Here is a 23,776-nt window from a genome sequence, read left to right as displayed (position 1 = left end):
AAACCTGCAATACTGACAACGACCGCACATAGTATCAAAAAGGATACTGTCATGGCCAAGGTGCGCCATTCCCGCTTCGACTGCACGCCAGGGTGTTCGGTCGAGGCGGCCATCGGGCTTATCGACGGCAAGTGGAAGGCCATCATCCTCTGGCACCTGCTGGCCGGAACGCTGCGCTTCAATGAAATCCGGCGGCAGGTTCAAAACTGCACGCCGCGGATGCTGACCAACCAGCTGCGGGAGCTGGAGGACGACGGGCTCATCACGCGCAAGGTCTATGCGCAGGTGCCGCCGAAGGTCGAGTATTCGCTATCGGAGCTTGGCCTGAGCATGGCCCCCATCCTTCGCGCCTTGAAGGCATGGGGCGACGCCAATATCGGCCTCTATGGGAAGCCTCTTGGCCACGATCCGCGTGAACCCCAACCGGGTGGATCAGCCCAGCGCGGCTCCTTGTAGCCCTCAAAGCGCCGGGGGCTCGTCCCCCGTGATCGCTGTGTCCCCAGAGGTCGGCGAAACAATTTCGGTGCATCCTGGGGCGTAGCCGCCTTGACGGTTGCTTGGTGCGCCGCATCGAGATGGGCCGCGCCCTTGTCCGTGACCAAAACCTTCGGCTGGCGGCAAGGGCGTGGGTCCGCTCTTGGGCGATGACGTCGACCACCCGCGCTGTCCCGCTAAGGCAAAGCCGCTCCAGATCTCGCTCGTAGCGAAATCCGCGCGGCTGTCTGCCTGGATCGCGTCGCTCGGTTCGCCCAGGCGAGCGGGGACAAGACCTGGCGGAACAGGACGAACTGGGGCGGTGCAGTCACCAGACCAATCCCAGACCGAACGAAGCCATCGCACTCTATGGCGAGGGCTCGGCTGCAGCCCTTGCGTGATCGGCTTCTCGAGCGGCGCCGCATCTGAGGGCGCATGAACGGTGCGCCGATGCTCGCGCTCATATTGACCTCGCCTTAGGACCATCTTCTCCGGGTCGCACGGCGCCCAGGTGGCGGCGTAACGGCGCCGGCGATTGAACAGATGTGGCACGCCGCTGTCCGCCACGCTGCTGCGGGGCAGCGGAAAGGCCGACCGCGCTGGGCCATCGAACCGCCGCCTCACAGACTTTCAATTGGACGTTAACGCACTTTCAATTGGACGCCACGAATCTTTCAATCAGACAGCTCGGCACTTTCAATTGGACGGCATCATGCCCAACCTGCGCCCACGTTTCGTCGCCGACCGCGTCGCCGAAGCGCTAAGCGACACACGGGTCGTCCTGCTCGCCGGGCCGCGACAATCGGGCAAGACCACCTTGGCCAGGTCCTTGGCGGGTGAGGGGAGAACCTATCTCACGCTCGACGACGCCACGACCCTTGCCGCCGCGCAAGCCGATCCGGCCGGACTGATCCGCAGCCTCGACACAGCGATCATAGACGAAGTCCAGCGCGCACCTGACCTGCTGCTGGCGATCAAGCAAGCCGTTGATCGAGATGCAAGGCCCGGCCGCTTTCTCCTGACGGGCTCAGCCAACTTGATGACCCTGCCAAGGGTCGCCGACTCCCTGGCCGGCCGAATGGAGACCATCCGCCTTCTGCCGCTGGCCCAGGCGGAGATCCTGGGCGAGACCCGGCCACCCTTTCTCTCGAGCCTGTTCGCCGGCCATGCGCCCAGGGCCGGCGCAGCGCGGCTCGGACCCGACCTCGTGGAACGCGTCCTGGCCGGCGGCTACCCCGAAGCGCTGGCGCGAAGCGCTTGGGCGCGCCGCCAGGATTGGCACCTGAATTATGTCGAGGCGGTGATCGAACGCGACGTCCGCGACGTCGCCCAGATCGACCAGCTGGACCGCATGCCAAGGCTTATGCGCGCCCTGGCCGAGCATTCCGGGCAACTGATCAATCACTCGAGCGTGGGCGCCGCCTTCAATCTCAACCATGTCACCACCCAACGCTACACCGGCGTCTTCGAGCAGTTGTTCCTGGTCCAAACGCTGCCGCCATGGAGCAACAACGCCCTCAGCCGACTGATCAAGACGCCGAAGCTGCACTTCCTGGATCCGGGTCTGCTGGCGGCTCTGCGCAACCTCACGCCGGAGCGGGTCGCCGCTGATCGGACCCCGTTCGGGGCCGTGCTCGAAAGCTTCGTCTTCAGCGAGGTGCTGAAGCTGACCGCCTGGGACGCCGACCGCTACACATTAAGCCACTTCCGCGACAAGTCCGGCGACGAGGTCGACATCGTGATCGAAAACAGGGCCGGTGAGATCGTGGGCCTGGAAATCAAGGCCTCGGCGACGGTCCGCGGCGGGGACTTCAATGGTCTGCGAAAACTACGTGGCGCGGTCGGTGATCGCTTCAAGTTCGGCGCCGTGCTTTACGACAGCGCCGACACAGTGCCGTTCGGTGAGGCGCTGGCGGCCATGCCGCTCTCGACCCTTTGGGGGTAGTTCACACCTCGTGATCGCCCGGGCCGGCGGCGACGCACTGCGTTAGCTGATACCTACGCGCCTCGCCGCCAGCCCAGGACAAGCGACAGAGGGCTAGGTCGGTCTCGCTACCGTTTGTGAGCCTCCGAGGAGGCAATGAGGCCTAGCTCATCCTGACGGAAAGAACGTCGCGTTTCCAGAGGCCAGCCAACGGCAGCAAATGGCGCATTGTGCCTAGCAGTTACTTTAAGTAATTGAACCGCGACCGAAAACCCGCCCCAAATCCTCAGCGGGGATGTCCGGCACCTTTGGGCCATGACCTCATCGACCGCTTTCCGCTATCGTGATTTCGAAGCCGGGAAAGACCTCACCATGAGCGAGACATTTATCCATCCGACGCCACACGGCGACGTCACGCTGGAATTCGACGACGATGAACAGGTGGTCATTCTGTCGCCGACGGGGGTGAAAGTCGGAGAGTTGACCCACCGCGAAGTTGACGAGGACGAACCGATGGTCCGGCTGATCACCCGTATATATTTGGAGGGCGCCGGCGGTCGATATCAACGCGCGGGGGTGATGGAGCGCGCGCTGGTCGAGCTGCAGGCGTTCGGATACCGGATGCTTATTACTTCCGAAGTGCACGCTTTCTGGGACTGGCATTCAAAGAACTGGCTTTGGTCCAGAGAGTTCTTTGGTGTCTGTGGCCAGGCTGGAGTTCGTGGGGTTAGCGGCGTCAAGACAGATGCGCGCGATCCCGGTGAGAGCTTCTTTCTGTAATTTTACCGAACGCACTCAATGCAGTTTTGAACTTGGTCCACCCAGACGACTCTCAAGTCCGCTCAGGGTCGGCAGCGGTCGCCAGCACCGACGCGGGATGTCGCCATGCCGAAGTCGCCAATCTGGAGCCGAGCCAATGACGGCTCACGACCCTAGTCCGACGTTTGCGGGAGCGGTCCAAAGCGCCATGCGGGTCGGAAGAAAGGTCATGTAGCGGGCAACTTGGTCGGCGAAGATGTCGCTACCCGCAGCCACGCGGACGCTGTCGCCGATGACCGGCATGAACAGCAGGGCGACAAGGGCGCACCGAAGAACGAGAAGTTCCTGGCCGAGGCTAGGCAGCGTTGCTCCTGATCGTCGCGCGCGACGCTCAGGATCCCCGGCCAAGCCTGGCCTCGACAACTCGAAGCAGCCGGAAAGAGGTGGTGGAACTCAAGGCGTCTCTGAAGGTCTGACCGCCCGGAGGTGACCGGAGTTGGATTGGCCTGCAACTTGTGGAGGTCCGATCTTGGCCTTAAGCAATGAAGCTGAGCCTTGAGTAGCTGTTCGGCCGCTTCGGGCGAAAAAGCCTGAGCGTCGGGTTGAATTATCGGGGAAGTCGGAGCGTTGCGAAGGATTCATGCTGCTATTTGCACCCTGCTGGCTATGACCCTGGCGGGGTGCAGCGCGCCGAACCCAGACAAGATGGTCTGCGTCACTCCTGTATCTATCGCACAAGCGATCCACGATCGCGACACGGCGCTTGCCGCGACCAAGCTCTCACCTAAAGGCGCTCAGTCGGCGCTTTCGATCTATGCCAGACGATGCGTCCAGCGCTGGGGCTATCGTTTGGCCCGCTCCTCCGAGTCGCTGGACGTCGTGACCAAAGCGGTCCTGGCGGCCTGCGATCGCGAAATCGATCTCACCACAGACCTGACGACCCGGTCGGCGGCTCAATGCGCCGAGTGCCTGTCCGTCGAGCGCATCAGCTCAACGATGAGCGAGCAGGCGAGGCTTCCTGCGGTGCAGGCGCGCCTGGGCGACTGCCGCGGCGTCGACGACGCCGACCGAGAACGGCAAAAGCCGGTCCCGGATCGGCCGATCGTGTTTCGGTGAGCCGGATGGCTAGAGAGAAGCCCAATAGCGGCGCGACTGAGAAGCCGTTCGTGCCTAGCTTCATTATCGATGCGCCGGCCGAGCACGACGAGCTGGACGGGCGAGAGCCCTTGGCCGGAACGATTGCCACGGCTCTAAACTTGGATTGATATGATGGATAAGCCAGATGTATTAATATTTGCGCCGCAATATACGCATAGAAGCGCCGGTGTACGCGCACTTTACCGCCTTTGTGAAATGTTGAATGATTTAGGGGTTCGCTCTGCTATCGCGCCAATGCATCCGTTTGACGCACAACCAGCACAGGCTGTTCCAATTTACACTGGCTCTGGCGAGGGGTGCGTCGCAATATATTCAGAAATGACACAAGGAAATCCTCTGAACGCGCAAATTGTTGTTAGGTGGGCAATGAATTACCCGGGATTACTGGGTGGTGACGGTAAATTTGCACCTGAAGATATCGTTTTTGTGTATAGCGACATCATGAGGGAGCGAACCTCAAAAATAACCGGCATTCCCCAAGAAGAAATTGGCACACTATTTATACCGGTAATTGATCCAACATACATTTTTAAAGATGACAGAGTATATAGGGATTTATCGTTTGTATTTACTTCTCACGGCCGTGCCCTTCGGCAAAAATTTGACATGCCAAACTTGGAATCGCTTCGAGTTATAGAAGACGAAGTGACCTCAATGTGGCATCTTGGCCAATTTCTGCGGCGATGCGACACGCTTTACTCATATGATCACGGATCAATATTGCTTAAGGAGGCCATTGTATCCGGATGCAAGGTGCTAGTTATGCACGAGGACGGCGAACTGCGAGACCCCAGAACATGCGGCTGCCAGTATAACGCCGACTGGATTGACGGATTCGAGCATAACTACAAAGAAAAATTCTACGACTTAGGCCTCGTAGACATTTTAATTAAGGCACTTGACAAAAAATTACACAATTGGCGAAAAATATAACAATATTAATTGAAAATTTGCTCTTAAACTTCAATTTTATACAAACCGCACTTTCTTCAGTATTATATTATTGAATTTAAACCGTTTACTAATTCGGCACCCAAACAATAGCGATCGGCAAATCGCGCCAACATGCTTCATTTTAATATTGAGGAATTTAAAATCCAAAGTTTTGGAGTTTAGAAAATGAGACTTGCAGCGGTTCAGTCATGCTACTTACCCTGGAGGGGGTATTTCGACCTCATCGACTCTGCAGACCTATTCCTCATCGCCGACACGATGCCGTTCTCACGCAATGGCTTTCGCAATCGCAACCGACTGAGGTTCGCTGATGGCACGGATTGGATCACGGTCCCCGTCACCGCGCGCGGCCAACTCTCAATCGAACAAGTACGGATCGCCGCGCCTTTCACTGAATGGTCCATGCAGCATCGCCGCAAGTTGGCTAGCGCGCTAGGTAGAGCGCCGCATTTCGGCGCGGCAGCTGAGATATGGTGCAACGCAATACCGCCCGGCGTAGACCGCTTAACGGAGCTAAACGAGGCATTGATACGGCACATTGCACGGGCACTAGGAGTTCAAACGCAGATCGAACGAATGAACGAATACGTCGTTGGAGAAGATAGAACTGAGAGAATAATTAGGATAATGAACCAGGTTTCAGCGCGAACCTACGTAACGGGTCCGGCCGGGCTAAATTACCTAGACGTCTCGAGGTTTTCTTCGCGCGGGCTTTGCCTCGAAGTGAAAACTTATGACTACAAAAAATATGATCAAAGGTGGCCTGGCTATGATGAGAGCGTGTCTATAATCGACACAATAGCAAATGCCGGGCTTGATCAGTGCAGGTCGCTTATAAAAAGCTCAAGCCCTGGACAGCGGATTACATGATCGATTTTGTGAGCGAGAACAACGCGTACTATCGAACGCTTCTAGAGCGCCATGGGATTAGCGAGCGCTCAGTGGGCTACAATGACGATGGAACGCATCAAATTCGAATTCTCAGCATCATCGAAATTCTGCTCCGTCACAATGCGCGCAGCGTTTTCGAAGTCGGAGTTGGTCTCGGCCATCTCGGTCTAGCACTCAAAGCATACGCACCGCAAATCGGGTATTCGGGGTGTGATCTATTCTCGCCCTTTGTGGAGCAGACGAGAAAGGTCTTTCCTAACGGCTGGTTCGCGTGTGGCGACATACTTAGCGTTGAACCACCGCCAAGCGATTTTTTTGTTTCGCTTGGAGCGTTCAACTCAAGCTTCGGGCTGTCCCAGTCGCGCTGGCAGCGCGAGGTTCGGGCGCGCCTTAAGCGCATGTATCACTTTTCCAACCACGGAATTGCTGTCAATTTTCTCTCTTCGGCGGCGCAACAAAACAAAATGCAGGAAGACCTGACCTATCATGACCCAAGTCGCCTGGCACGCTGGAGTGCTTTGCATCTATCGCGTTTTGTAAGCATCAGTTCTTGCACGCCGCTTTACGAGTTCGAACTCGCGGTTCTCAAGCCCCAAGCGATAAGGGCGCGCTTCGGGGAAGTAGCCGTAGATAAGTATTTTTGTGAACCGTTGGATGTCGAGTATTGAAGTTAGAACGCCGCATACCCCTGCACAAATTCGCGTCGAATCTGATCGACCTCGGCTCGGTAGCTCGTCGTCTCAACGGCGCCAACGCAAAGTTGGTAGTAGAAAAACACTTGGTCGAAATGGGATTTGGTCCCTCACCAAGAGTGACCGGCTCCTGCACTCAAGCGATCGAAGTTATCGCCTTGGCGATAGGGATTGGTCCTGGCGACGAAGTGATTGTCCCATCTTTTACATTCCCTACGAGCGTCATCGCATTCGCCCTCCGTGGCGCTAAAGTTCGGTTTGCAGACATTGATCCGGCTACCCTTTGCGTGTCTCCACAGTCGATCGCGAGATTAGTTACCTCACGTACCAAGGCGATTGTTATCGTCCACTACGGAGGTAGAGCCTGTGATTTAGCAGCCATCAGTGAGATTTCGACGTCGTCTGGCGCTCTTCTGATTGAGGACTGCGCCCACGCTTTCGGAGCAAGATATGATGGTCGCCTGCTGGGCACTATAGGCGACTTCGGTGCATTTAGCTTTCATCGGACGAAATCAGTTAGCTGTGGAGACGGCGGCGCACTAACCGTCAATCGCGCAGATATCGTGCCGAGAATCGCACCGATTCTGACGAAAGGTGTGAACTCTGGCGCTTTTCTTAACGGCGACGTGTCCTTTTACGAGTGGGTCGCGCTCGGATCGAGCTTTGAGATGTCCGAGGTGCATGCAGCCATCCTGCTCGGACGCCTTGAATCTGCCAACTCAAACAGCCAAAAACGGCAACGAAGCTGGAGCCGTTACTATATGGGGCTGCAAGATTGGGCAAACAGACGTGAATTCAACCTACCAAGTCCCCAGTCCACAGAGCAGTCAAATTGCGAAATTTTCTATGTGGTCGCACCAAGTATATCCGAAGCGCAAGAGCTGAAGTCTCACCTTGAACGCCTGGGGATCGAGGTTGCGGCACACTATCGACCTCTGCACATGTCCAAGTTTGGCTCTACGCTTGGCGTTAGTGAGTGCCCAGTGACCGAATCAATAGCGCCCCGGCTTCTTCGGCTGCCGATGTACAACGGCCTTAGCGACAGGGATCAAGAAGCCGTAATTGATGCTGTGGAGTCTTGGCGAAACTAGAGGTCAAAATCGGCCCAAAGTAGGGTCTGCAAAGCCGTCACCGCCACCCAATCAACCTGCGGCGACGCCAATCTAGTGCAGAGTCCGCTGGTTCGGCGGCGAAGCCAAGAAATTTTCGATCGCTTGGAGACAGGTCCGTGCGCGAACCAAGGCTACGAGGTATAGAAATTTGCTGCGCGAGTGAATAGTGACCGACTATATGAGTAATTCCTCTTCGCACATGATTGCTAATATTTTCACGACATCGATGATATATTCTTGAGTTAAATATCAAAAGAGAGCCAGCCGGAACGTCTGGCGCTACTTGTGCCATTTTATGCTCCAAATCATGAACACTAAGGTCCTCCTGATGACTACCCGCTAAGAAGCAGGTTCCTCCCGTCAAATCGTTAAAGTCATCGACGCATAGCACGATCGACACAGCGCTGGGCATCATTGTCGCCGCCTCTGCAATGACGACATCCCTGTGCCATTCCTTTGCCGGATTGGGTTGGCTAGGCTGGTTCAAGACACCAGTTTGCTCAATAAGAATGCACGCCTCGCCAAAGATCGAACGAGGTATCGCCCGCAAAGGCGCACCGAGAGCAATATCCAAAAATATCTGCTCATTTGCTAACGGCAAACGAACTATATCAAGATCGCCGATCTGTCGGAGAACTCTCTCGCCGCCGACCTCTCGCACTTGTTGCGCGTAGCAAGAGTCTAACGCTGCCCGCAGCTGTATTAATAGTTCAGGTGAAACAACAGGCGGCGAGACTGCGAACCCGTCGCGCGACATATCGGCGCGAATAGCTCCGATTGCCGCTTCTGATAGATCGAACATACTCCCCCTCTGACGTGACCCCCATTTCTCATCCAGCCAAAACGAGAGTCCCAGGTTGATTTGAGCCTTGGTCGAGGTGGGTGGCAAGAGGCCGGCGCGCGGAGCTATCAGCCTGCGCAGCGTGCCGGCCGGTCTGTCCGCAGAAGGCGCTGGCGTACTCCTTGGGCGTCAACCAGCCGAGCTTGGAGTGGGGCCGGCGCTGGTTGTAGTCGCGCCGCCAGGTCTCCAGCACCGCGCGGGCGTGTGGCAAGGATCGGAACAGGGTCTCGTTCAACAGCTCGTCGCGCAGCCGGCCGTTGAAGCTCTCGTTGTAGCCGTTCTGCTGAGGCCTGCCCGGCGCGATGTAGTGCCAGCCCACGCCGCGGTCGTCGGTCCAGGCCAGGATGGCGTTGGAGGTATGTTCCGTGCCGTTGTCGCTGACGATGGTGTCGGGCCGCCGGCCGCGCTGGGCGATGATGGCGTCCAGCTCGCGCGCCACCCGAGCGCCTGACAGCGAGTTGTCGGCCACCAGGGCTAGGCACTCGCGCGTGCAGTTGTCGATCACCGTCAGGATCCGGAAGCGGCGGCCGTCGGTCATCTGGTCGGACACGAAGTCCAGGCTCCAGCGCTGGTTCGGCGCCAGCGGGACCTCCAGCGGCCGTCGCGTGCCGATCGCCCGCTTGCGCCCGCCGCGCCGGCGCACCGTCAGCTTCTCCTCGCGATAGCGCTGGACCCGCTTCTTGTTGACCGCATGCCCCTCGCGCCTCAGCAGCACGTGCAGCCGCCGATAGCCGAACCGGCGCCGCTCCTGGGCCAGCGTCTTTAGCCGCTCGCGCAAGATCCCGTCGTCGGGCCGCGTGGCCTGGTAGCGCACGCTCGCGCGATCCACGCCCAGAACCCGACACGCCCGCCGCTCGCTCATCTCGTAGGCCGACTGCAAATAGGCTGCTGCCTCCCGATGCGCGGCGGGCGTCACCACTTTTTTCCCAGCAGGTCTTTCAGCGCGACGTTGTCGAGCATCGCCTCGGCCAGCATCCGCTTGAGCTTGGCGTTCTCGTCCTCTAGCCCCTTCAGCCGCCGCGCCTCCGACACGTCCAGCCCGCCGTACTTGGCCTTCCACTTGTAAAAGGTCGGCGAGCTGAGTCCGTGCTTCCTGCACAGATCCGCGACCGGCACGCCGGCCTCCTGCTCGCGCAGGATCGCGATGATCTGCTCTTCCGTGAACCGTGATCGCTTCATTCGTCCGTCCTTTGGTCGGGCGGACTCTAGTTATTTCTGGAGGAGTTTCAGGGGGTCACGTCAACAGGCCCACCAATTCGCAAGTCCGCGCATCGACTGAGCTAGCAAACGCCGCGTAAGCTGCATGGGCCTCGGCGCTGAAGCGGCGAAGGGCGCGCCTCGTTGCGCCGCGTCCAGCCCGCAGCCTGTCGGAAGGCAAAGTTACGCTGACAGCACCCGAACGCCAGCTCATGCAGACTTAAGGCAATATGCCATTCATCGACTTCAGCCGGTACTCGATCCTAACGCCGTCGGCGTCGGGTGTCCGGATACTCACGACGCCGATGCCTTCGCAACGGAGAACCTCCTGCCTAGCATTCAAAACCTCATCAATCGTCTCCAAGCGGCCGCACATCTCGCCGGAACGATGGGGCGCCTTGCGCACGAGGTATCGTCGCCCTTTCACCATGAAGTGCTCCTCAGCCCCGTGAGGCAAAATGATCGGAAGGATCCTTGAGAAACCCGCGAAGCACGCGGCTTCAATGCCGCACTTCTCCAGCCCTAAGGGAACACCGGTAATCTGATAGGATGCGCCCCGCGCCCCGGGGATCAAGTAATCCCTAGCGTCATTGAGGAAGAGCATCTGGTCCGTAGGCTTCCCGTCCAGATACTTCTCATACGAGACATGGTAGGCTCGACCAGTAATCATGTCGCTAACAGCGCCATCGCTCTCAGCGATTTTAGGCTCCTGTTCGGAACAAGCCGCCAGCATCAGGCAACTCATGATCAAGCCCCATTGAAACGCGCTCACTTGCCCACCCCAGCTTTCCGTAAGAGTTGATCCGCAAAGGAGTTTGGGTTTGTAGCCCAATAAGATCCTAGCGCCCGCTGCGCATCTTCCGACCAGCTCCATTCTGGATCAGCCTTATAAAGGCTGCCAAATCCTGGCGTGCTCCAACCTATCTCATGGCCGACCAATTGAGTGGTCGACAGCTGTGTACCTTCTGCATCAAATCCACGAGCCTGACGATCGCCATAGGAAGTAAAAAACTTCGCACCATTCGCCGCAGGCGCTTTGACCGAATACTCAGTCGTTACGCTATTAGCCGCACTCGGCCATTTAGCTCCCGTTTTCGGATCGATGAAATTCGCCTTGTTATTGATCGTGACGTTCGTCTGCTCCAATGCGCCTGCGATCTGAGCTCCCGTTGTCGACACCGTCATCGTCTTGCCGTTGCTCGTCACCTTGACCTTAATTACGGCGTTGGGGTTGCCGCCGGCCCAGGCGTAAATCTTTTCATAGGCCCCTTTTACCGTCGCCGCGCTACGGGCGTCGGGCCTGCTCCGCTGATCGAATACATCGCATTTGCCCGTATCCTTGTGGCATATGAGACCTGACGGATCGGAAGCGTTGACGGGATCGCCACCTACGTAAGCGTAGAGGTTCATATCGCCCGCACTGTACCCGATGGGGTCGGTTTGGAGAGACTGATCCCCCCGACGCGCCCTGGTCGTACAGCGGCCGATTTCCCCTGGCGCGGCCTGGCTTTGCGACGCGCGGTTTGACGGCGGCGCCGGCAAAAACCCGATTTCGCCCCAGAGGCGGTTTTGGCCCCACGCGGACGCGCGCGCGGACTCACATGTCAAAGATCAGAGGCAAGGCTTCGCACGCCCATGGCGGGCGCGCAAAGAGGCTGGCTGAGAGGGAGAAGCTGAGGCGTCTAGGCCTGGTCGTCGGGCGCCGTGGTGGCGTCCAGCGCCGCGCGGAGCGCGGCCAGCTGGTCGCTGGGCAGGCGCGCGCCAGGATGGGTGGCGGCGTGGACGTCGGAGAGCTTGCCTACCGCCACGCGGGTATAAATCTGGGTGGTGGTCAGGCTGGCGTGGCCCAAAAACTCCTGGATGAAACGGATGTCGGCCCCGCCTTCCAGCATCAAGGTCGCCGCCGTGTGGCGGAAGAGATGGCAGGCCCCGGCCTTGCCGACGCCCGCCGCGCGCACATAACCGCCGATGCGGTCGGAGAGCTTCTTGGGCGCAATGGCCTGGCCGGTGCTGGTCAGGAAGAGCACGCCAGGGTCACGGCCCACGACGAGGCCGGGCCTGGCCCGCTCCAGATAGAGCCCCACAAAGGCCAAGGCCCGCTGGCCCAGCGGCACGATGCGGTCCTTCCTGCCCTTGCCCTGGCGGACGGCCAGCAAGGCCCGGCCATGGTCGATGTCGTGCAGCATCAGCCGGGCAAGCTCGGTGCGGCGGATCGCCGTGGCGTAAAACACCTCCAGCATGGCCCGGTCGCGCAAGCCCAGGAGATCGGTGAGATCCGGCTGGGCCAACACGGTCTCGGCCTCGTCCACGGTGAGAGTGGCGGCCGGCAGGCGCCGTTCGGGACGCGGCGGCGCCAGGGCGGCGGCCGGGTCGGCGGCGATGTGGTTTTCCTCGGCCAGCCAGGCGAAGAAACCCTTGATGCGCGAGAGGCGTCCAGCCTGGACGCGGAAGCTCAAGGGCGCCCCATCGGCCCGACGGTGCTCATGCAGATGCCGGCGATAGCGCTCCAGGATCGGCCGGGTCACGGCCCAAGGCTCGTCGATCGAGCGCGCATCGCACCAGAGGACGAAGGCGGCCAGGTCCGCCCCACGCTGGGTGATGGTCTCGGCCGCGTAGTGCCTGGCCGCCAGGGAGGCCAGGTAGCGCCGCCTAAACGCCGCCAGACTGCCCTTTCGGTCCTCGCCCGGCAGCGGCCCTGCCTTCACGCCCCGCATCAGGCCGTCCGCAGATACGGGTAAGCCCGTGATGTAGGCCTACATCACACATCCTGCCCTCCGGTCGCAGGCGCGGTTTGGCGTAGGAAGGAGCCGGCTCCAGGCGCGCGCCTTGGCCCGCCCCATGGTCCCAAAGCCGCAGGACCACCAAACCGCCAGCGATACAGGCCGCGCTCAAGGCCGCCGGTGTAGTGCCCCCGGTAGCGGGCTCGGCGTTGATGAGACTGGGGTTTTCGGGATTCGGTAGATTGCCGGGTAGCGCCCCCGAGAAACCAACGCCACGATTAGTGAAGATAAATCATAGCGTTACGCGCACCAGGAGGTGCGTATGGTGTATCGCTGATTTAAGGGGTTTGGAGCGCTGATTTGGCCACCAAATGAACGCTTAAGGGGGTCCACATCATGGATCGCGGACCCCGCGATCCCACACCGTCGGCCAAAGCCAAGGCGTGGGACAGATCTAGGACAGATGCAGGATAACTATCGGACGGCGATGCTGATCGCGACAGGCGCGCTGGGACAGATATCGGACAAGAGTTGGACGGATCGACCGGTTGATACCACCTCACGAAGCGTGAGCTTTGTCAGCCTGAAGCTAACCGGCCTCCGCATTATGGTGCGGGCGAACTTAGTTGCGGAGACTGAGTTTGGAGACGCCGTCGTTTAACCTGACAACCCCATTCAGACCGGTGCCCTCGGGGCGGGACATTTTATAAAAATTGTCCGCATAACTCCGAGAAGGGCGGCAAGCTCAGCCGCGGGAGATTAATCGCCGCGCTGAATCGTAATCAGTAATTTCATGCGGTGAGGATCAAACTCACCAACACCCGGACTACAACTAAACGTAATCGTGTCACCGGCTTCCTCGACCAACATACCGGCATTCCCGACCCAAGCTTGATCCACGCCACCCACTTTCCAGAAATTCCAGATCTTTAGCATACCCTTCTGCGCTTGAGCGGAAGGGTGAACGCTAAACCGTGGTGGAGCGGTAGCCGCCCAAATCGCCGCTTCTTTGATAGGCTGCCCATTGACGATCAGCTCACCCTTAGTCGCTTTCAAGCGTACACCTTGATCAACACTTCGATCTACCGAAACAATATCGACATAAAGGGTACGGACACCCTTCAGATCGAGCTCGTACAAGCTGAACACGTCCCGACCATCCAGATGAATGCGATTGGTTCTGTGCTCCTGAAACTTTGAGGCTAGCGTCATTGTCTCCTCAATATCCGGGACGACGGAAGGGGTCTCGAGCGGCATGGTCCTGGGGCCATCGAGGCACGAAAGAGCGGCCGCCCTCTCGTGCCGGAATTGGTTCGTGGCTCAACTCCATCGATTCTATTCCGCCTTTATCGGGATTATATCGCTGCGGGGCACGACCCGAAGCCATTCGGTCGACATTCTCGGCACCATATTTGGAAGCTGCGTCGCTACCCGCTGCCTCATTCTTCCAGAACCGAGCACGCACTGTCGACCACGACGGAGCTTTGCCTTTGGCAGTTAGTGCATAGACGTCATCGCCCACGCGCCACCCTTTGGAGGCGGCTCTACCAACTGTCGCTAAGACACCCTGTCCCTTTGCGGCCGCTCCGACCTCTGCAGCAGCCTTCTCCTGCCCGCCGGGGATGAACATCGACACAACGGCGATTACGCCTTCGATCGTTTCCTTCGCGTAGGGCGCGTTCTTATTGACGTAGATGCCCGTCGGCGAAATCCCGATCACCGTCTTACCGTCAAAGTCCGGGCACTTGCCCAGACAGGCTTGGTTGCCCGTCGGATCCGTCTTATTGAGAGGGTCTCCACCGACATATGCATAGAGATTGAGGTCATCCCCGTACCCGATGGGGTCGGTTTGGAGAAACCATCCACGAGCAGGGTCATAGACCCGCGCCTTGTAGTGGTAGAGCCTGAGTTCCGGCAGGGCGATCTGGCCGGTGTAGCGGAAGCGGGCGCCTGCGCCCCAATTGTCGCCTGGTTCGCCGTAGGGGCCATAGGTATAGACCTGGGCCGAGCCATAGCTGGCCGCGGCAATCACCGATCCCTGGCGGTCGGTGTGCAGACTGCGGGGCGTACTGTTGTCGCTCCCTTCCCACCACACGATCGCCTCGTCAACGCCGTAACTGGGCGCATAGCGGCGAAGCACGTTACCCGCGCCGTCGTACTCGGCCACCAACTTGTCGCCCGCGTATAGAAATTGAGTGACCGCGCCGTTGATCGTGGTTCTGGCCAAGCGGCCGAGGGGGTCATATTCCAGACTGGCGCTGGCGGGCCCACTCATGGAGGTCAGGCGATTTTCGCCATCGTAACCGAAAGCGCGCCCGCTATCTTTGATAAGGTTCTGATTGGAGTTATAGCCGCCTGCAGCGACGATGGCCGCGTCCCGGTTGAGGCCGTCGGCCGTGGCGTTGAGGCTCGCGCCGGGCGCCGCCCAGACATACACGCCGTTGGACACCGCCTGCCCGTCGGTCTGGCCGGCCGGATTATAGGTAAAGCCGAAGCTGACGTCCTGGGCCGTTCCAGGCAGATCGTGAGTCAAGCTGGTCAGTCGGTCGCCAGCATCGTATCCCCAGCTCGACACCGCACCATTGAAGAGGCTGGCCGAGGTCCGTCGCCCCAGGTTGTCGGAACCGTAGGTCACGAACGGCGCGTTGGTTGTCAGCGCCACCGACTTGAGCCGGCCGACGGCATCGATCTTGTTTGTGACATAGTACGGCTCCGGCCAGCGCAGAACGGTCCGATTGCCGGCCTTGTCGTACTCGTAGGTCAGAGCCCGACCAAAGGTCGCCTCGGTTGTCTGGCGCCCGGCCGTGTCGTAGCCGTAGACGACACCCTGGCCATCGGCGCTGTAGCGGGCAGCGGTCGGCCTGCCCGCTAGATCATAGCTATAGCCAACGCCTCGGATCGCGCTCCCCGTCTTGGCGCTCAGGCGGTTAAGCGCGTCAAAGGCGAAGAGCATGACTGCGCCACTGCGCCTGCGCCAAGCGGTTCGATTGCCGTTTGGATCGTAGGCGTACTCCTCGTAGTCGGTCGCGCTGGACACGCCTGACCCACGAGCCGATGAAGGGAAATACTGATACTTCAGGCGATCAAAGTCGTCATAGACCAGGGCGGTCTTGTTGCCGTTGGCGTCAGTGATCGTCTGCTGCTGACCATTCAGGGTGTATGTAAAGCTGGCGTAGGCACGCTCGTCAGGCGAGCCGACCGCCTGCTGGACCTGAAGGGTCTGGCCCGCCGCGTCGTAGATCGTCCTGCTGATGCGATCGGCGCCAACCGACAAAGCGCATGCGTCGGGCTGAACGCCCCCACCGTAGAGCGCAGTGAACTGCGCCGGCGCCATCCGCACAGCAACACACTCGGGCCGGTTCGAGGCGTCATAACGCGTCTGGGTCAGCTGCGCGGCCGACGTGTCCTTGTTGGCGTAGACCTGAGTTCGGTTGCCCACCGCGTCATAGGTGAAGGTCGTAGTCTGTCCGGGAATGAAGTTGGTGACGCTCACCTTTCCCGCCGCGTCGAGCGACACGCCGTCCACCGTGCCGACCTCGACCTTCGTCACCAGGCCTTCGGCGTCATAGATCGTCCGCTCAGCCCGTCGCTTTAGCGCTCCGGCCGCTCCATCCGGGTCAGGACCGACCACCAGGGTCGGCCGCCGCATATCGTCATAGCCTCGGTAGGTGGTGTAATCCGCCGCCGTCGGCTCGGCCTCCTGCGCCCAGGCCTGCGCACCCAGCAACAGCGCCGCCAGACCGGCGACAAGCCCACGCATGGCCATCACCCTTCCGCCCACCCGGCTCACGAGCACGCCCCCGCGCGCGGATCGCGCTCGCTCGTTACGTTGCCGGCCGCATCGAACGTGCGGCAGGTCTGGGCGTTGACGCCCCCTGGATCGAGCACCGTGGCCTTGGGGTTGCCGCTGGCGTCGTAGTCGGTGCGCGTCACAACGCCGGTCGGGTCAGTGACCTTTGTCGGCAGCCCGCCGGTCCCGTACTCGAAGCTCCACACAGGACGCCCGCCCGCCACGGCCGGCTGAGTGATCGTGGCCACCTCGCCTGCCCCCGCTGAGCCCTTTGGCACGTAGGTGAAGTCCGTCCGCTGCTCGCGCGCGTCCTTCACCCAGAGGGGCTTGTTCCAGATCGGGTCGTAGGCGGCCTCCACGGTGAGCACCTGGCTTGATCCCGGCTTGGCGTGCTTGACCAGCTTGATGACGTTGTCGCGCCCGTCATAGGAGAACACGTCCGCATCGCCTTCCGGATAAGTCCGGCTGAGCACCCGGCCGCGGCCATCCATCAGGCTCGTCGTCACGCGCGACAGTTCGTCGATGTGGCGCGTCCGGCCAATGGCGGCGATCCCGTCGACCGACAGGCCAGCGCCCGACGTCGTCTCGACGACGTAGCGGTTGCCCAGCGGGTCTACCCGTTCACCGCGATAGCCGTCGGCGATGTAGAAGGTGTGAGCCTGGCGCTGGCCGCCGGCCGCTAGACGGTCCTTTGCCCAGGCCACCCGCCCGACCGCGTCGTAGCCGTAGCTGAGCATAGGCGTGACGTCGTCCAGGGCGCCATAGACCGCGTTGACGCGACGATTGGGATCAGGACGCTGGGTCAGCGTCCGGGGCACGACGGGGCGCAGCTCCAGCCGGGTCGGCTTGCCGGCCGCGTCCAGGATCTTCCAGGTGTTCGGCTCCCAGCGCGTGAGCGTCGACAGGGTCTGGCCGAGGCTCGAGGTCACCGACGTCGGCTTGTCCGTGCCGTCGTAGGGATTGGAGGGATCGTCTGGGGGATAGTCGAGCGTCAGTGTTACACCGCGGGGGAACGTCCAGGTGTTCAGACGGAAGCCATGCAACGCATCCGGCTGAGCCGCGAAGTCAGGGATCCACCCACCGGGGATGTAGGGCTCGATCCCCCAATAAGCGTAGGAGCGGACATCGCCCGATGCACTGGTCGCCGTCACCGACATGCCGTCGTAGCGCCACGCACGTGTCGTCGACTCCAACTGTGTCGCACCGATGGGCGTGCCGGTTCGAACGAAGGGCGGGCGAACCAGTTGCGGCGTTCCGGTCACCGTGACGGAGCCACCTCCACCGGCGACGGGCGCGTAGCCGCCACTGGCGAGACGAACGAAGCGCTCGCTGGAAGCCCCCTGCGAAATCGCCACCACGTTGTGGCGCCAGCTCCTCGTCCACCAGTCGGCGACCAGAGCGCCAGCGGCTTCGCGTGCGGGTCCGCGCGATTGACGCCAGACAGCTTGCATCGCCGCCAGCGCGACAAGGCTCTGCGCCGATGCGTCCACTCGCTGCGGACCCCAAGCCTCAGCGACCGAACTGCTGACAGCTGCGGTTCCCTGCCAGTTGCTCACGGGCCCGTCCGGAGCCTTGTACGGCGCCGAGGAATATTCACTGTGATACTCGGGCGGATCACGATAGCCGCCGCGAAGCTCGGTGTACTGCTCCAAACGGTAAGGGAACTCCCCCTGGCCGACACTCCCTTCGATCGGCCCCTTGAAGCCTGCAAGACCAGTGGCGAGATTCACGCCGGCAGCGTTCGAACGATCCTTGAAGCGGTCGCTGAGGCTGTCGGTGACCTTCTTCATGTCGAAGACCGAGGTCGACGGGGCGCCGCCCCCTTTTGTCACCATGCCGACACGCGTCAGGGCGTGCGCGATCGCCAGCGGCTCGCCGCTAACCGTGTCATACTTCACCGCGATCAGGGCGCCGCCACGCTGAAGGGTGGCAGGGCGCTTATAGCCCGTAACAACGCGCTCCGCAGTTCCGTCTTTTGAGCCTATGGCGTTTGCATAGACGGCGAGGTCACGAAGAGCAAGACTGCCGCCACACCCCAAAACATCAGTGTCTCCGCCATTCATCGCTACATAAATATCGAGAGTTGGCCACTGACCGTTGTTCGAGCCGGAGGTGAAAGCCACCGGGTAACAGAAGGACTGCTTAGCGGCTTGCAGTTTGACTAGCGCATCGTGGATGCGCACTTCCCAAGCGGCATACTCGGTGCCGATCCTATGACCTGGACCGAGCGACGCTTCAGCCGAAGCGGTGACCTCGTAGCCCGAGGACGTATAACTCTTGATGGCCGAGGCCAGATCGGTGCGCCGACCATCAACCTCGATTTGCTCGATGATCGGCACCTTGTTGAACGCCGGGACGGCCGTGACGCCGCCGTCGTAGACCATCAGGCCGGTGACGGTCGGATAAGAAAGCGTGTTCGAGGCGGCAAAGCTGTAGAAGCGTCGCGGGCTGGTATTGGGTGTTTCCGACGCCTCGGGACGGTTGCCCCACGCCATCCGCGAAGCCGTTGAGGCCGCGTCTGGCGTATCGACCAGTTCGGCGAGCACTCCCCCCTCTAGGGCCGCATCGAGCGCGGCGATCGTGTGAAGAGCCGCAGTCCGAGAGGACGCATCCGATGTCCGGGACACCACCCCCAGACTGGATTCGACGTCGATGACCGTCACCTCGTCTCGGGTGACGAAGCCAGAGGTTCGAAGTCCCTCATAGTCACGGGGCTCGGGAATAACCGGAATATTGATTTGGTCGGCTGATACGACGCCGACACTATGCAGCGGCGCAAACCGGGCGTTCGCGACCTGGGCGGCGATCTCGCCGGCCTGACTGGTCTCGGCCAACCACTTGGCCGCAATCCTGGAACGCAAAAGGTCGCCCGAGGCCGAAGGCTGCGGCGGCGTCTCGCTCAGAATCGAGATCAGCGTCGTGTAGCCGGCCTTGTCGTGGGCCTGCTCCTCTTCCCACTTGTCCTGAAGGCGCCTGGAGGTCCGCCCCCACCCATGAACGACGGCCACGGGCGAGAAGAGATCGGCCTGCTTGGTGAGAATGACATCGCCATAGCCGCCGACGAACGGATGGTTGATGTCCATGCTCAGGGCCACTGTCATGTTGCCGCCGAACGGTAGCGGCGTGCCCTCCTGCACTTCGACACCATCTAGCGTGACAGTCGGAAACCAGCGCACAGCAGTCGCCGCATCGCCGTCCGGGCGACTGCCAAGATGCAGGCGCCGGCCATAGATTTCGTCGGTGAAGAAACTCACGCCGAGCAACGGGGCGCTCCCGCCGCCAACTGCGTCGACATAAGCCACCAGCGTGAGGCGGTTCCGGAACGGCGTCGGGATCCCCTTCTCCCACGTCGCCGTCCCCGAGTAGTTCGCGGGCCTGGCCAGGCGCCAGCCGCCGGCGGGGCGCTCGACGGGCTTGATGCGCCGGCCGCCGATCACGTCGGTGAGGTCCTGACCTGCCTCGACCTTGGCCTTCAGCGCGGTCTCCAGCGTGGTCGAGTAGAGCTGCAGCTTGGAGGCCAGCGCTTCCTGGTTGAGGTTCGAGACGAAGGGCACGCCGCCGGCGCTGGCCTGCCCCATGCCCGAGGTCGCGGCGTTCCACAGCTCGCCGTCGTTCAGCCCCATGGCTTGCGACACCCCTATCCCCGCCTGATGCTGGTAGGCCTTCAGCGACGGATCGAAGGTGTAGAAGGCGCCGCCGATCTGGGCCTCGACCCAGACATGCGACACCGTCACGCTGCTGATGGCGCCGGCATAGTCGCAGCTGGCCCGGGTCTCGCCGTTGATCACCGCCGGGATGCCGCCCGCCGCCAGCAGCGCGCAAGCGGCCTGGGCGTTGTCCATCCCCGTCCAGTCGTAGAACTGGCTGGCCGTCAGGGTGACGGTTCCGAATTGATACCGCGCCGTGACACCGGCCTCGCGCAGCAGTTCGAAGAGCAGGATCGCCTGGTCGAACGACGAGCCCGATCGATCGATGCTGGTTCCGAGCGCGCCCTTGTGCGCGCCGAAGATGAACTCGGTGTCGACACTGTCACGGACGAACTCGAAGATCAGGTCAGGATCGTTCTTCAGGGCCCGCGCCAGGGCCTTGATCTCGGGCGTCCGCGGCCGGCCGCTGACCGGACAGATGTCGGGGTTGCCGTAGAAGGCCAGGCACAAGCCGTCCTCGGGATCCCCGGACCAGCCGGCGACCGCGCTCGGCGGGCTCAAGGTCCCCTTGGCGATCTGCACCGACGGGGTGGGATAGACCGAGGCCCGCGCGTTGGAGGGAAGAGCGACCGCGCCGCCCAGCGCCGTCGAGAACAACAGGGCCGCAGCCAACGCCTTCGACCGCACCGATCCGCACAACATCACGCTTATTGCCCCAACCCAACACACGCAACTGACTCTCTCCTAGCGTGGCGGCCCAGGCCGTCACGACACCAATCAGGAGTGGAGCCGACACACCTCTCGACGCCGTAACCGCGGCGACGGGACAGCCCAGGGGAGTTCCGGCCAGAACCAAGCTCCCTGTGCTTAGAATTACGGAAGCCGGACAAACTGACTTTACCGACGCGACATCTCGGCCGGTGCTCGCGTTCATGCCCGACGATTTTGGCCCCACTCACCAACTTGGTCACGACTGCCCCTTCTGGACGGCCCGACGCAAGCTGATCACACACTCGCCAGTGTTCGGATCGATGTGACACTGGCCATCGCCGCTGTAGTCCATGGTCACGTCGATGTACGAGCTCGCCGTACCCCCATGGCCGTCGGAGATCGTGTAGGACAGCCTGCGCTGAGATCCCTGGGGCTCGCTGGCCCACGGCGTGTAGACGATCGTCGAACCGTTGAAGCTCAGGGACGAACCGGGGCCGCCGCCGGAAGCCGCGATGATCGTCAGGCTCTGCCCTTCCGGATCGGTGTCGTTGTCGAGCGGCGAGAGCGTGATCGGATTGCCAGGTACGGCGAGGGTCGCCTCTGGATTGGCCGTGGGCGCGCGGTTCTGGACGGTGACGCTGACGGTCGCCGGCGCACTGCTTCCGCCGGGCCCGGAGGCCACGTAGCTGAAGCTGTCGCTGCCGACATAGGCCCCGCTCGGCGTGTAGGTGGCGGTCGCGCCGTTCAGCGACACCGAACCATGCGCCGGCTGGGCGCTGATCGCCACGCCTGAGTAAACCCCGCCCGGCTGCAGCTGGACCGAACCGCTGGTGAGCGAGAGAACGGACAGGCTGGTCGCGCCGGCGCTCGGCGCCGGCGGCAGGCCGACATTGATGCTGAAGGTTCTCACCGGCCCCGAGCCGCCGGCGTTGTAGGCGCGGAAGGTCCAGCTATCGGGCCCGTAGTAGCCGGCGTGCGGCGTATAGATCGACTGGTGGCCCACGCCGGCGACATGGCCGGGTGTGGAAACGCTGCCATGGGCCGGGGTCGAATCCAGCGCCACCTCGGCATAGTCACCCGTGACCGGATAGGTGACCGCCACGGCGCTGTTGTAGGCCGTCGAAGCCGATCCGTTGGCGGACGACGGGATCGGGGGATTGCCGATCGAGACGTTGACGGTGCGCACCGCCGACGAACCACCAGGACCGGTCGCGTGATAGGTGAAGCTGTCGGCGCCGTAATTGGGCCAGGTCACCTTGTAGGTCGCCGTGGTTCCGGAGAACGAGACCGTGCCCTTGGCCGGCGCGGCGTCCAACGCGGCCCCCGTCGCCACGCCCGAGACCGGCAGGGCAAGGCTGGCGGTGCTGTTGTAGCCCACGCTGAGCGTGGCGTCGCTCGCGCCCGGCGCAGGCGGAGCGGCCACGGTCACGGACACGGTGGCTGGCGCGCTGGTCCCGCCGGGGCCGGTCGCGGTGAAGGTGAAGCTGTCCGAACCAAGGGTTCCAGGCGTCGGCGTATAGGTCACCGTGGTTCCCGAGATCGATACTGAACCTCGCGTCGGCCCGCTCGCCACTGCCACGCTGTTGTAAACGCCTGCCGGCGCCAGGTTCACCGATCCTGCGGTGTTGTAGGCCGTCGATATCGCCTTGGCCGACACCGTCGGGGCAGCCGGCAGGCCGACATTGATGCTGAACGTCCTGACCGGACTGGAGCCGCCGGCCGTGTAGGCATGGAAGGTCCAGCTGTCGGGACCGTAGTAACCAGCGTGCGGCGTGTAGATCGACTGATGACCCACGCCGGCGACATGGCCGGGGGTTGAAATGGTGCCATGGGCCGGAGTCGAATCCAGCGCCACCTCGGCATAGTCGCCAGTGACCGGATAGGTGATCGCCAAAGCGGTGTTGTAGGCTGTCGAGGCCGATCCATTGTTGGACGACGGGATCGGAGGATTGCCGATCGAGACGTTGACGGTGCGCACCGCCGACGAACCGCCAGGACCGGTCGCGTGATAGGTGAAGCTGTCAGCGCCGTAGTTGGGCCAGGTCACCTTGTAGGTCGCCGTGGTTCCGGAGAACGAGACCGTGCCCTTTGCCGGAGCAGCGTCCAGGGCGGCCCCCGTCGCCACGCCCGAGATCGGCAGGGCAAGGCTGGCGGTGCTGTTGTAGCCCACGCTGAGCGAGGCGTCGCTCGCCCCCGGAGCCGGTATCCGCGGCGTCGACGTCTGTTGAGTACGGTTGCCGGCCTTGTCGTAGGCGTAGGTCACCGAGGCACCGTCGGAATAGGTGACCTGAACCACGCGCCCCAGGTTGTCGTACCGGTAGGTTACCGATTGCGCCTGCGCCAGAACCTCCCCGCTGAGACAGCAGACCATCAAGGCTGCCAGCCCAATCCGGCTTCCGATACGCGACATACAACGCCCCTTGGTCGCATCTTCAGCGACACTCAATCGCGAGTTCGCAAACAATCGAAGCGCCGTCAACCCATGGTCAAGCTTGCGGCCACAGTTTCAGGAGAACGCGAAACCGGGTGCTTCGGCGGTCTCCGACACGCAGAGGATCGACCGTTATCGCCACAGAGCTTTTCAGTTGCGTCTTCTTACCTAGCGGGTCGAGGCTAGCTCGGCTCTGAGGAGCAAGCGATGTCTGCTGGGGCGCTGGATTAAAGCAGACTTGCGCTAGTTGCCCACGAGTCGTGGAGTCAGCGCCGTCGACGCTTCAGTTACGGCCAGAAAGCAGAACTTCCGAACGGAAGCGATGAGTCATGCCTACGTGCTCGTCGATGGAAACCTAAATGCCTATTATGGGTCGATCTCGCCCCTGTGCCGGGTGAGCTGAAGGTCCGGTTCTTGGAGGTGCATGTAGGTCAGCAACTGGCGCGAACTTGTCGGCACAGCAGTATTTCTGATC

Annotated in this window: 17 protein-coding genes and 1 pseudogene; 8 read left to right on the top strand and 10 right to left on the bottom strand. The window is 61.5% G+C overall.

Features of this window, described 5'->3' with window-relative positions:
- Nucleotides 1-51 precede the first annotated feature (51 nt).
- The 8 genes from ACODR1_RS04120 (at nucleotide 52) to ACODR1_RS04085 (ending at nucleotide 7,943) form a co-directional block, all read left to right on the top strand.
- Complete coding sequence (locus ACODR1_RS04120) at nucleotides 52-456, top strand: winged helix-turn-helix transcriptional regulator (RefSeq protein WP_116491638.1); 405 nt, start codon at nucleotides 52-54, stop codon at nucleotides 454-456.
- 730 nt (nucleotides 457-1,186) lie between these two features.
- Complete coding sequence (locus ACODR1_RS04115; RefSeq protein WP_488879308.1) at nucleotides 1,187-2,419, top strand: ATP-binding protein; 1,233 nt, start codon at nucleotides 1,187-1,189, stop codon at nucleotides 2,417-2,419.
- 294 nt (nucleotides 2,420-2,713) lie between these two features.
- Entirely contained in the window at nucleotides 2,714-3,178 is a 465-nt protein-coding gene (locus ACODR1_RS04110; protein WP_488879307.1) for a hypothetical protein, read from the top strand.
- Between the two features lie 684 nt (nucleotides 3,179-3,862).
- Entirely contained in the window at nucleotides 3,863-4,273 is a 411-nt protein-coding gene (locus tag ACODR1_RS04105) for a hypothetical protein (RefSeq protein ID WP_488879306.1), read from the top strand.
- A gap of 153 nt (nucleotides 4,274-4,426) precedes the next feature.
- Entirely contained in the window at nucleotides 4,427-5,248 is an 822-nt protein-coding gene (locus ACODR1_RS04100) for a hypothetical protein (protein ID WP_488879305.1), read from the top strand.
- Between the two features lie 186 nt (nucleotides 5,249-5,434).
- Entirely contained in the window at nucleotides 5,435-6,139 is a 705-nt protein-coding gene (locus ACODR1_RS04095) for a WbqC family protein (protein WP_488879304.1), read from the top strand.
- A complete protein-coding gene (locus tag ACODR1_RS04090) occupies nucleotides 6,136-6,828 on the top strand; it encodes a class I SAM-dependent methyltransferase (RefSeq protein WP_488879303.1) in 693 nt (230 codons plus the stop codon). The genes ACODR1_RS04095 and ACODR1_RS04090 overlap by 4 nt, the downstream gene beginning before the upstream one ends.
- Nucleotides 6,825-7,943 (top strand): aminotransferase class I/II-fold pyridoxal phosphate-dependent enzyme, encoded by a 1,119-nt coding sequence (locus tag ACODR1_RS04085; RefSeq protein ID WP_488879302.1) that lies wholly within the window; start codon nucleotides 6,825-6,827, stop codon nucleotides 7,941-7,943. Before ACODR1_RS04090 ends, ACODR1_RS04085 begins: the two co-directional genes overlap by 4 nt.
- A gap of 37 nt (nucleotides 7,944-7,980) precedes the next feature.
- Here ACODR1_RS04085 and ACODR1_RS04080 read toward each other — a convergent pair whose 3' ends face one another.
- The 10 genes and pseudogenes from ACODR1_RS04080 to ACODR1_RS04035 form a co-directional block, all read right to left on the bottom strand.
- Nucleotides 7,981-8,766 (bottom strand): phytanoyl-CoA dioxygenase family protein, encoded by a 786-nt coding sequence (locus ACODR1_RS04080; RefSeq protein ID WP_488879301.1) that lies wholly within the window; start codon nucleotides 8,764-8,766, stop codon nucleotides 7,981-7,983.
- 28 nt (nucleotides 8,767-8,794) lie between these two features.
- Complete coding sequence (locus ACODR1_RS04075; protein WP_488879300.1) at nucleotides 8,795-9,865, bottom strand: IS3 family transposase; 1,071 nt, start codon at nucleotides 9,863-9,865, stop codon at nucleotides 8,795-8,797.
- Nucleotides 9,832-9,984 (bottom strand): annotated as a pseudogene (locus ACODR1_RS04070) (transposase); the annotation flags it as partial. The gene ACODR1_RS04075 and the pseudogene ACODR1_RS04070, both read right to left, overlap by 34 nt.
- A gap of 238 nt (nucleotides 9,985-10,222) precedes the next feature.
- Complete coding sequence (locus ACODR1_RS04065; protein ID WP_488879299.1) at nucleotides 10,223-10,747, bottom strand: hypothetical protein; 525 nt, start codon at nucleotides 10,745-10,747, stop codon at nucleotides 10,223-10,225.
- Nucleotides 10,748-10,770: 23 nt separating this feature from the next.
- Nucleotides 10,771-11,412, bottom strand: a complete 642-nt coding sequence (locus ACODR1_RS04060; RefSeq protein WP_488879298.1) for a ubiquitin-like domain-containing protein — start codon at nucleotides 11,410-11,412, stop codon at nucleotides 10,771-10,773.
- Between the two features lie 272 nt (nucleotides 11,413-11,684).
- The gene (gene xerC, locus ACODR1_RS04055; RefSeq protein ID WP_488879297.1) at nucleotides 11,685-12,716 is read right to left on the bottom strand and encodes a site-specific tyrosine recombinase XerC; all 1,032 of its coding nucleotides are present in this window, start codon (nucleotides 12,714-12,716) and stop codon (nucleotides 11,685-11,687) included.
- Between the two features lie 765 nt (nucleotides 12,717-13,481).
- Complete coding sequence (locus tag ACODR1_RS04050; RefSeq protein WP_488879296.1) at nucleotides 13,482-13,934, bottom strand: hypothetical protein; 453 nt, start codon at nucleotides 13,932-13,934, stop codon at nucleotides 13,482-13,484.
- A gap of 7 nt (nucleotides 13,935-13,941) precedes the next feature.
- Nucleotides 13,942-16,482: an RHS repeat-associated core domain-containing protein gene (locus ACODR1_RS04045; protein WP_488879295.1), complete on the bottom strand. Its 2,541-nt coding sequence runs from the start codon at nucleotides 16,480-16,482 to the stop codon at nucleotides 13,942-13,944.
- Nucleotides 16,483-16,508: 26 nt separating this feature from the next.
- Nucleotides 16,509-20,831 (bottom strand): hypothetical protein, encoded by a 4,323-nt coding sequence (locus ACODR1_RS04040; protein WP_488879294.1) that lies wholly within the window; start codon nucleotides 20,829-20,831, stop codon nucleotides 16,509-16,511.
- Nucleotides 20,832-21,126: 295 nt separating this feature from the next.
- Nucleotides 21,127-23,166 (bottom strand): Ig-like domain-containing protein, encoded by a 2,040-nt coding sequence (locus ACODR1_RS04035; RefSeq protein WP_488879293.1) that lies wholly within the window; start codon nucleotides 23,164-23,166, stop codon nucleotides 21,127-21,129.
- Nucleotides 23,167-23,776 lie beyond the last annotated feature (610 nt).

This window comes from Caulobacter sp. FG7 (genome assembly GCF_057808875.1).
The sequence above is the reverse complement of the archived record's forward strand: the minus strand, read 5'-3'. Positions and strand labels throughout refer to the sequence as shown.

Bases quoted from the DNA above. Each gene is read 5' to 3' on its own strand.
- ACODR1_RS04120 (WP_116491638.1), top strand. From the start codon at position 52: ATGGCCAAGGTGCGCCATTCCCGCTTCGACTGCACGCCAGGGTGTTCG.
- ACODR1_RS04115 (WP_488879308.1), top strand. From the start codon at position 1,187: ATGCCCAACCTGCGCCCACGTTTCGTCGCCGACCGCGTCGCCGAAGCG.
- ACODR1_RS04110 (WP_488879307.1), top strand. From the start codon at position 2,714: ATGACCTCATCGACCGCTTTCCGCTATCGTGATTTCGAAGCCGGGAAA.
- ACODR1_RS04105 (WP_488879306.1), top strand. From the start codon at position 3,863: ATGGTCTGCGTCACTCCTGTATCTATCGCACAAGCGATCCACGATCGC.
- ACODR1_RS04100 (WP_488879305.1), top strand. From the start codon at position 4,427: ATGGATAAGCCAGATGTATTAATATTTGCGCCGCAATATACGCATAGA.
- ACODR1_RS04095 (WP_488879304.1), top strand. From the start codon at position 5,435: ATGAGACTTGCAGCGGTTCAGTCATGCTACTTACCCTGGAGGGGGTAT.
- ACODR1_RS04090 (WP_488879303.1), top strand. From the start codon at position 6,136: ATGATCGATTTTGTGAGCGAGAACAACGCGTACTATCGAACGCTTCTA.
- ACODR1_RS04080 (WP_488879301.1), bottom strand. From the start codon at position 8,766: ATGTTCGATCTATCAGAAGCGGCAATCGGAGCTATTCGCGCCGATATG.
- ACODR1_RS04065 (WP_488879299.1), bottom strand. From the start codon at position 10,747: ATGAGTTGCCTGATGCTGGCGGCTTGTTCCGAACAGGAGCCTAAAATC.
- ACODR1_RS04060 (WP_488879298.1), bottom strand. From the start codon at position 11,412: ATGAACCTCTACGCTTACGTAGGTGGCGATCCCGTCAACGCTTCCGAT.
- xerC (WP_488879297.1), bottom strand. From the start codon at position 12,716: ATGCGGGGCGTGAAGGCAGGGCCGCTGCCGGGCGAGGACCGAAAGGGC.
- ACODR1_RS04050 (WP_488879296.1), bottom strand. From the start codon at position 13,934: ATGACGCTAGCCTCAAAGTTTCAGGAGCACAGAACCAATCGCATTCAT.
- ACODR1_RS04045 (WP_488879295.1), bottom strand. From the start codon at position 16,482: ATGCGTGGGCTTGTCGCCGGTCTGGCGGCGCTGTTGCTGGGTGCGCAG.